Annotated in this window: 5 protein-coding genes; 1 reads left to right on the forward strand and 4 read right to left on the reverse strand. The window is 75.6% G+C overall.

The genetic code is table 11. The features are described 5' to 3' along the window. Together ACFU6K_RS23705 and ACFU6K_RS23710 are read right to left on the reverse strand one after the other, a co-directional pair. A partial coding sequence (locus tag ACFU6K_RS23705; RefSeq protein WP_380666108.1) for a glycoside hydrolase domain-containing protein occupies positions 1-2,127 on the reverse strand: 2,127 nt, incomplete at its 3' end. 314 nt (positions 2,128-2,441) lie between these two features. Continuing rightward, complete coding sequence (locus ACFU6K_RS23710; RefSeq protein WP_380666110.1) at positions 2,442-3,470, reverse strand: hypothetical protein; 1,029 nt, start codon at positions 3,468-3,470, stop codon at positions 2,442-2,444. A 321-nt stretch (positions 3,471-3,791) separates the two neighbouring features. Here ACFU6K_RS23710 and ACFU6K_RS23715 point away from each other — a divergent pair, with 321 nt between their 5' ends. Continuing rightward, positions 3,792-6,494 (forward strand): LuxR C-terminal-related transcriptional regulator, encoded by a 2,703-nt coding sequence (locus ACFU6K_RS23715; protein WP_380666112.1) that lies wholly within the window; start codon positions 3,792-3,794, stop codon positions 6,492-6,494. Positions 6,495-6,510: 16 nt separating this feature from the next. Here the strand turns inward: ACFU6K_RS23715 and ACFU6K_RS23720 are convergent, their stop codons facing one another. Both ACFU6K_RS23720 and ACFU6K_RS23725 read right to left on the reverse strand, forming a co-directional pair. Continuing rightward, positions 6,511-7,122 (reverse strand): transglutaminase family protein, encoded by a 612-nt coding sequence (locus ACFU6K_RS23720; RefSeq protein ID WP_380666114.1) that lies wholly within the window; start codon positions 7,120-7,122, stop codon positions 6,511-6,513. Positions 7,123-7,212: 90 nt separating this feature from the next. Further along, positions 7,213-7,767: DUF4232 domain-containing protein (locus tag ACFU6K_RS23725; RefSeq protein ID WP_380666116.1), on the reverse strand; the 555-nt coding region annotated here is incomplete at its 5' end.

Below are 7,767 nucleotides of genomic sequence, written 5' to 3' on the forward strand. Positions count from 1 at the left end.
GCGCTGGGCCGGGAAGGTGCTCGCGCCGTACGGGCCCTGGACGGCGGCGAAGCCGGACCAGGAGCCGTTGCCGAAGCGGGTCTCGTGGTAGACGTTGCCGTCACCGCCGACGACCGCCACCTGGGACGAACCGTCCGGCAGGCCGGCGATGCCGACCGTCCGCGCGGCCATGGTGGGCGTGCCGACGCCGGGGAGCGCGGCGAAGCCGGACCAGTTGCCGTCGGCGAAGCGGGTCTCGTGGTAGACGTTGCCGTCACTGCCGATCGCCAGGACCTGCGAGGAGCCGTCCGACAGGCCCGTGATGGCCACCCGGCCGGCCGCCATCCGCGAGCTGTTCACCCCGGGCAGCGGGGCAAAGCCGCTCCAACTGCCGTTGGAGAAGCGGGTCTCGTGGTAGACGTTGCCGTCGTTGCCGATCGCCAGGACCTGGGCGGACCCGTCGGGCAGGCCCGCGATGGCGACGTCCCCGGCCGCCATGGTCGGGGTGCCGACCCCGGGGAGCGGAGCGAAGCCGGACCAGTTGCCGTCGGCGAGCCGGATCCGGTGGTAGACGTTGCCGTCGCTGCCGATGGTCACCACCTGCGAGGAGCCGTCCGGCAGGCCCGCGATGGCGGCCCGGCGGGCCTGGGTGGCGGGCGTGCCGTCGTCGGGGAGCGCGGCGAAGCCGCTCCAACCGCCGTTCGCGGCGCGGACCCCGTGGTAGAGCCGGCCGTCCAGGCCGATGCCCAGCTCCTGCGAGGAGCCGCCCGGCAGCCCGGCGATCGCGGCCTCCGAGCCGCGGAACACGCCCGCCCCGCCCGTCAGCGGGCTGAAGCCGGGCCAGGCACCCGAGCTCTGGCGGACACCGAGGAAGAGCGCGGAGGACAGGGACGGCGGAGCGCTGGTGAGCTGGATGTCGACGTAGTCCTGGTCGATGGCTATCGAGTAGCCGCCCCAGCTCTCCGGGTTCTGCGGCGAGGCGTACTGGTGGGCGCGCTGGTGGTTGGACCAGTAGCCGGTCGGTATCGACGGGTCGGCGGTGTCCTCCTTGCCGTTCCAGTTGGCGCTGAAGACGGCGTCGGGCATGGTGTAGGCGCTGTTGCCGGCGTTGGCGGCGAGGTCCTTCATGCCGGACGAGGAGCTGCTGTAGACACCGGAGTTGTAGCCCCAGGCGTGCAGTTCGTTGGTCCAGGCGGTGAGGAAGGCGAGCACCGTGGCCGAGTACTGCGGCGTGGTGTAGCCCTCCATGTCGTAGTAGAGGATCGTGCCGGGTCCGAAGCCGAGGGCCTGGGCCTGGGCCACCGCGTCGTCGGCGGCGTTGGCGCCCTCGGTGGCGGGGTAGGCGATCTTCGGGGCCTGCACGCCGACGTACAGCGGCATGAAGGACCAGCCCGCGGCCTGCTGCTGCTGGACCCAGGAGGACGTCAGGTTCGGCTGGGCGCAGCCCCGCCTGACACCGCCGATGTAGATGCCGACCGCCCGGTACGGGGAGGAGTTCATCCACGCGTTCATCGCGGCGCTGGAGGGCGCCGTACAGGCGTCGAAGCCCTTGCCGGTGTAGTTCGTCGCCGACGCGGGCACCTGGGCGGCGGCCGACATCGGTGCGGCCATGGCCCGGCTGGACGGCGCGGCGGCGGACTTGGGGGTGGCGGACTTCGCGGCGGGGGCCGTCCGGGGTGCGGCGGGCGCCGGCTCCGGTCGGTGTTCCGGCGCGGGGGTGAGCCCGGCGCCGGTGATGATCCGGCGCACCAGAGGCTGGTCCGTGTCGTACGTGCCGGTCACCGCGACGGCGCCGTCGTTCGCCCGGATCGTCTGCGCGACGGGGTTGGAGCCCTCCCGGTCGGGTGCGGTGCCGGCGGCGGGCTCGACCAGCAGTGCCTCCGAGCGGCCGGTCAGCCGCGGCGGGCAGACCTGCTGTTCGCCCGGGTGACCGAGGTACACCGCGTGCTGGTCGAAGCGGACGCAGGCCTGCGGGTCGGCGGCCAGGTCCACGACCGGCCAGGCCGTGGGCACCTGGAAGGCTCGGCCCTGGTACGTGACCGTCTTGGTGTCCGGGCTTCCGGCGGGGGCGGCTACGGCCGAGCCGGCGGCGGGCGCCGCCATGAGCACGGCCGTCACGACGGCCGCGGCGCTCCGGAGCGCTGTCATACGGGTCTTCACCCAGATATCTCCTGACATGACGAAAGGCCGCGCAGCGGGAAACCGGCCGCGCGGCACGGGCATGTCACCCTACCCACGCCCGCCGACAGGAGGTGCCACGGGCCCCCGTCGGTCCGACTGTCCGTCAGCCGTCGCTCCGGGAGGAGGATCGCCCCCGTGCTCTCGCCCCACACCAACCACCCCGACGCCGACCTCGTCTGGGGCTCGTACGGGTTCTTCCGCCGCGCCCTCCCCCGTCGAGCCCCGGCCGGCCCCGTAACTCCTCTCCGGAACGGCCGGGTCCCGTACGGGCGGACGGCGGTTCAGCGGACGGTCACCTGCCAGGCGCTGTAGGCCGTGGCCATGCGGCCGGCGATGCCGGGGCAGTAGTAGGTCGACGGGTTCATGGTGGCGGCGGGGAAGACGGTGGAGTTGGAGGGGCCGGCGTCGCTCCAGGCGCCGGTGGCGGGGGTGCGGACCTTCAGCCCGGTGGTCTCGACGACCCGTCCGCTCAGGTCCTGGCAGACGCCCACGTTGCCGCCGGCCGTCCGGTCGGAGTAGTACTCGAACATGTCCCAGCCGTAGTCGAGGCCGGTCTGGTCGGTGCCCCGGCTGGTGAAGAACGGGTCCCAGGTGCTGGTGGCGACGTTGTAGAGGGAGGCGCTCCAGGTGTTGGTCCGGGCGTCGGTGAGCTGGACCTGGACGCTGTAGGCGGAGCGGCCGTTCACGGTGGTGCCGTACTTCCGGAGGAAGGCGGCGTCGATGTCGACGGTCGCGCCGACCGCCTGGGAGGGGTCGGTGGTGCACCAGTCCCAGGCCCATATCTGGGCGCTGTCCCGGGTGTGGACGGTGACCGTCTCGATGCAGGAGTTGCTGCGCGGCTTGGTGGTGGGGGCGTAGAGGAAGTCGTTGGCGCCGCTCAGGCGCAGCGCGTCGTCGAGGGTGTGGGTGGCGATGACGGCGTCGTAGCCGGTGTTGCCGTTGGGGCCCAGCTCGGTGCCCCACCACCGGTGGGCCTGGGCGGCGATCGGCGCCCGGGCGGCGTGGCCGGCGGCCGTGTCCGAGGGTTGTGCCGCCGTGGCGAGGCCCGCGCGCAGTTCGCGGAACCGCTGGACGGCGGGCCGGTCCTGCGGCCTGATGCCGGCGTCGCCGAGGACCCGGCCGGACACGGGGGCGCCGGTCGGTGCGTCGGCCTGAAGGACGGTCGGGCGAACGGCGTGGCCCGGAGACGTGGCCGGGGCCGCCTGGGCGCCAGGTGCGAGGACGGTACCGGCGACGGCGAGGGCACACGTGCCGACGGCCGCGGCCGCGGTCCTCAGCACGGACGAACCGAGCGATGGTGTCGTGCTCATGACACTCCTGAAGTGTGGGGGAACCCGATGGGGATGGCGTTCGCCGCCCGCCGGGACCGGACCGGACGCGCGGGGAGCCGGTCACCGACGGACGGAACGGGTGGCCATCAGCGTGGGCCAGGCACCGGCACGGCACAATCCGGCCGCCGGAAGTACCCATACTCAATCAATTCGCCTGCCCGGCAAGCCGATTGCCTGCCCGGGCGTCCGAACCCGGAACGGCGGGCATCCTCACGATCGGGCCCCGGCCCGCACCGGACCCACCGCGGACGGCGGGCGGGCGCGGCCCCGTACGCACCGTCAGGACGAGCGGAGGCGAGCATGAGCGACCCCTGGAGGACCGTGCTCCACGGTCCCCTCTCCGGCCCCGCCCACCCCGGGACGGTCCTGCTGGTGGAGGGCCCGGCCGGCACCGGCAAGTCGCACCTCGTGGCGGGGCTTCGCCGCCGGCACCCGGCCGGCTCCGGTTGCCTGACCCTGACCTGCGCCGACCCGTCCGACGACGAGGCACAGCATTCCTTCGACGCCCTGACCGGGGCCGCCGTCCCGAGGCTGCTGGTCGTGGAGGACGTCCACCGGGCCGACGAACCCGCCAGGCACCGGATCCGGCGCCTGGCCCGCACCCTCCCGCCCGGGTGCGCCCTGGTGCTCACCTGGCGGCCCGAGGACCTTCCGGCCGACCGGCCCCTGCTGGGCGAGCCGCTCACCTGCCCGCCCGGCACCGCCGTCCTCCGGATCCGGACCGGTCCGCTCCCGGCCGCGGCGGCACGGGAGTTGACCGAACGGACCCTGGGCGCCCGGTGTCCGGCCGAGGTGATCGAGCGGCTGTACGCGGTCACCGGCGGTGTCGCCCAGGTACTGGTGGACGTGCTGCCCGCCCTGGCGGGCACCACCCCGGACGGCCCGACCGTGGACGCCGTCGACGCACTGGAGGCCCCTCCGCGCCTGACGGAGACCGTACTGGGCCGACTCGCCCGCCTGTCGGCGGACGCCCGGCGGCTGGTGCACGCCGCGGCCGTGCTGGGCGAACCGGCCTCCGAGGCCGAGCTGGCGGCCCTGACCGGCATGACCGATCTGACGGCGGAGACGGTGCGCGGCATGCTCCTCGCCGCCCTCACCGCGGCCGTGCTGACCGACCTCGGCCCCCGGCGGTACGGCTTCCGCGTGCCGCTCGCCGCCCGCGCCGTGGCCGCGAGCCTCCCCGCCCCCGAACGTGCCGACCTGCACCTCCGGGCGGCGCAGGTGCTGAGACGGCGCGCCGACGTCCCCTGGCCGCAGGTCACCGGGCACCTCCTGGCGGCAGGGGTCCGCCGCGGCCTGGTCCGGGCCGCCGAGCGCGCCGCCGAGACCCACGCCGCCGCCGGACGGCACCGCGAAGCCGCCCGGCTCCTCCAGGACCTGCTCGCCGACCGCCGGATCCCCGGCCCCGCCCGCGCGCGGCTCGCCACGACGGCCCTGCGCCGCATCGCCGGGTTCAGCCTCCAGGACGCCGGCGCCCTGCTCGACACCCTCACCGGTGCCCCGCTCCTGCCCGGCCCGCTGCGCGCCCAGGCCCGGGTGCTGCAGGGGCTGTCGCTGTGCACGCCGACGACACCGGACCACGACGGCTGGCTGCACCTGGAACGCGCCGCCCGGACCCTTCCCGACGAACCCGGCCTCGCCGCACGCGTCCTGGCCGCGATGTCCATGCCGCACTGGCCCGGCATCCCCCTCGCCGAGCACCGGCACTGCGCGGAACGGGCCGGCGCCGCGCTGGCGGCCACCAACGACCCCGTCCTACGGGCCGCCGTCAACGCCAACCTCGTCGCGCTGCTCCTGACCCTCGGCGACCCCGGTGCCGACCAGGCGCTCCCGGCCCGGCCACCGGAGGAAGCCCGGCCACCGGAAGAAGACGAGGACAACGGGGACGCCGCGTCGGCCGGCCACCGCGCCCGCGCCCTGTGCAACGCCGCCGACGCCACCCTGTGGCTCGGCCGCTACCACGACAGCCGGGCGTTCCTCGAACGCGGCGCGGCCCTCGCCGGACGCCACCACGCCGGCCCCCACGTCGCCCACGGCATCCGCAGCATCCGGCTGCTGCTCGACTGGGCCACCGGCCGCTGGACCGGCCTCGCCGAGCGGGCCGCCGACCTGGTTGCGGACACCGCGCGAACCCCGCTGCTCGGCCACGAGGCACGAACCGTCCTCGCCGCGCTGTGCCTCGCCCGCGGCGAGTGGTCGCAGTGCCGGGCCTGGCTGGCCGGCGACCTGGCGCCGCACCCGGACCAGCAGCTGGCACCGGTGGCGGCGCTCTCCTCGACCGTCCTCGTCCGGCTGGCCCTGGCCCGCGGCGACCACGACGACGCCAGAACGCACGCGACGCAGGCTTGGGGGCGGCTGCGGAGCAAAGGCATCTGGGCCTGGTCGGCGGAACTGGCACCCTGGGCCGTCACGGCGGCGCTGAGCGCCGGCGACCCCACCACGGCCCGGGCGATGGCCCGGGACCTCCTCACAGCCCCCGCCGCGCCGCACCTGCCCCTCGCCGCGGCCGCCCGGCAGTGGTGCCGCGCCACCCTGGCCGAGCACGACGGAGACCTCGCGCGCGCCGCGGCCGGCTACCGCGCCGGGGCGGACGCCTACGCCGCGCTGCCCCGCCCGTACCTGGCCGCCCTGGCGGCGGAGGCCGCGGCCCGCTGCGCCGCATCCGCGGGGGAAGGCGAGGGCACGGACGCGGACGCTCACCGCGACACCGTCGACCGGCTGACCGGCGCCCTCCTCGTCCTGACCGGGCTCGGCGCCACCCACGACGCCGCCCGCGTCCGCTCCCGCCTGCGCGCCCTCGCACCCCCACGCCGCGGCCGGCCCGCCCATCCCGGGCTCTCCCCCCGCGAACGGGAGGTCGCCGAACTCGCGGCCGGCGGCCTGACCAACCGTCAGATCGCGGCCGCACTGCACCTGTCCACCAGGACCGTCGAGAACCACGTGGCCAGGGTGCTGCGCAAGCTGTCCGTGCCGTCCCGCCGGGACCTCCCCGCGCGGCTCTGACGCGCGCCTCGGCCGCTCAGCTCCCGGGCTGCCCGGTCGGCCCGGTCGGCCCGCCGTCGACCGGCAGCTCGCCCGGGAGGTAGCCGTAGCCGGCGCGGCCCGGCACCGCCTCGGCAAGGGCCCGGACCAGCGCCGCCGGCGGCGCCACGAAGACCCCGGGGTAGTCGCACTCCCCCAGCTCCGGCCGCACCGGCCAGGCCAGCCGCTCCCGCTCCAGGTCGTACCGAGTGTCGACGCCCTCGCGGTTGCCCCGGGCATCCAGGCGGGCCCAACGGCCGTCCAGGTGCACGGCGTTGAGGGCGTGCAGCACGAAGGCGCCCTCGCCGTCCGTCAGTCGCTGGTAGCACAGGCCCGTCGGTACGCCCTGGGCCCGCAGCAGCGCCGCCAGCAGGTGGGACTTGCCGTGGCAGATCGCGTTGCCCGCGGCCAGCACCTCCGAGGCGCGGAACGCCCCGCTGTAGGCGCCCGCGTCGGCGGAGTGCCGCACCTCGTCGCGGACGTGGCGGTAGGCCGCCTCGGGCGTGGCCAACTCGGCGGCCAACCGCAGTAGTTGCGGGTCCTGGTGGTCGATGACCTCGTCCGCCACGAGGTAGGCGGCGAGGTCGTCGGTCTCGGGTTGCAGGATCATGCCGCCCATCGTGCCCCGCCCCACGGGCGCCACGGGCGGAATTCCAGCCCGTGGACAGGGCCGGATGTGGGTTCGGACGTACGGCCGGGGCTACTTGGGGGCGGCGGTCATGGAGGCGACCGCGTCCGCCACACTGCCCCGGTAGTTGCCCATCTTGGGGTTCAGGACGTGGGCCCCGGCCGGGAGCGGGAAGTTGCGGGTGTTCGCGAGGGGCATGTTGGTGCCCTCGCCGTCGACCAGCACGTTGATCTCGTTGATGCCGGGGGCGGTGCCGGTGGTGGCGCCGCTCGGGTCGAGGTCGATCACCGCGTAGGCGCTCCGGCCCGCCGGAACCGGGAACCGCTCCGTGCCGCTGGCGAGCACCGGCTTGAGGTTCTTGCTCTGGTCCCGGGCGGCCGAGTCGCCCAGGTCGACGCCCGGGGAGGAGCTCAGGCTGCAGGCCTTCGCGCCGGTGTTGCGCACCTCGATCACCCACTGGTTGGCCGCCCCGGCGCGCGCCGACGCGTTGATCGAGAGGTTCTGGATGTCGCACGGCTGGGCGGCGGCACTCCCGCCGCCGGCCGTACCCCCGCCCGACGCACCCCCGCTCGACGGGCTCGCGCCGGCCGGCGTGTGCGCGGCGGTGGGCGCCGCCGAGCCGGCGGG

The organism is Kitasatospora sp. NPDC057512 (assembly GCF_042802135.1).
Taxonomy (GTDB): domain Bacteria; phylum Actinomycetota; class Actinomycetes; order Streptomycetales; family Streptomycetaceae; genus Kitasatospora.